At 58.9% G+C, this 1,099-nt stretch carries 2 protein-coding genes and 1 tRNA gene; all 3 read right to left on the bottom strand.

Annotated features, from left to right (window positions below):
- Nucleotides 1–231 precede the first annotated feature (231 nt).
- A tRNA-Gly gene (locus AVJ23_RS21910) sits at nucleotides 232–305 on the bottom strand.
- A 56-nt stretch (nucleotides 306–361) separates the two neighbouring features.
- Nucleotides 362–739 (bottom strand): hypothetical protein, encoded by a 378-nt coding sequence (locus AVJ23_RS23020; RefSeq protein ID WP_157772769.1) that lies wholly within the window; start codon nucleotides 737–739, stop codon nucleotides 362–364.
- A 96-nt stretch (nucleotides 740–835) separates the two neighbouring features.
- Nucleotides 836–1,099, bottom strand: a 264-nt coding sequence (locus AVJ23_RS21905; protein ID WP_157772767.1) for an integrase core domain-containing protein, incomplete at its 5' end; no start/stop codon positions are given.

Here is a 1,099-nt window from a genome sequence, read left to right as displayed (position 1 = left end):
GGCTCCGCGCCTGCCGCACTTGCCAAGCCCGAAACCGACCACTACCAAAATCAAACCCGCAGACTCTCGTCATGAGCGAGGGACCAGCGGGGGGGGTGGTCACAAGGGGGCAAGGGCAGCCTCAAAATTGGCAAAGAAGCCGTCCACGATGCACGGGGCTATTCATTCCAAACAGAACAGCATTGTCTTCGCTGAGGATCGCGGGAACCAAGCCGTCGCGTCCGGTGGGTTTGGAGCGGGTGAAGGGAATCGAACCCTCGTCGTTAGCTTGGGAAGCTACTGCTCTACCATTGAGCTACACCCGCTGCCTTGGCTGGATAACATTGGCAGCCGCACATCAGCAAGTCATAAAGGCCCATCATCAAGCCGCCCCAGCCACAAACTCGTACGTCTTGGCCTCATCTTCCATTCCATTCAGCTGTAACTCGTTCGGCGTAAGAACGAAGGCTCTTCGGTACGGATGACCGTGCCGCTGTGCACGATAGAAAGCCCGCGTGAAAGCAATCGCAGCATCATCTCCAATTTCCACGGTGCAACCGATTACGGCTGCCACATGAGGTTTTACTTGGGTTGCGATTCTGTCTGAGTAACAGGCATTCAAAACCAAGCACTTGACGCTATCGCTGAGGTGAACCAGCCCCTCGACTGCTGCCGCTGATACTTCCGCTGTCAACGGCGGAGCAAGAATCGGCCACGTGGCGGAGCAATAGTCGGCCAGTGGCGGGACGCTGCGCGCCATGGCGCGCGCTTGCCAGATGGCTGGCACGTGCCATGGCGGATTGGCCCGCAGGGCCAATCCAGTGGCGTGCCCCCATCGGGTGGTCCGCTTTGAGTGTTAGTGCATCGTGGGCCTTAGGTCTATCGGGACGATGCTTTCGGGCGCGGGTGGACGGTAGACCAGAGCGCTGTGCGGCCTGATCGTGTTGTAGTGGATTCGCCATTGCTCGATCAGGATTTGGGCTTCCCGCAAGCTGTAGAAGATTTCACCGTTGAGCAGCTTGTCCCGGAAGCGGGCGTTGAAGCTTTCGCAGTATCCGTTTTCCCATGGTGACCCCGGCTCTATGTAAGCCGGCTTGGCACCGACCGCCGCGACCCAGTC

It is taken from the genome of Pseudoponticoccus marisrubri (genome assembly GCF_001482405.1).
Lineage (GTDB): Bacteria > Pseudomonadota > Alphaproteobacteria > Rhodobacterales > Rhodobacteraceae > Pseudoponticoccus > Pseudoponticoccus marisrubri.
This window is presented reverse-complemented; position numbering and strand designations above follow the sequence as displayed.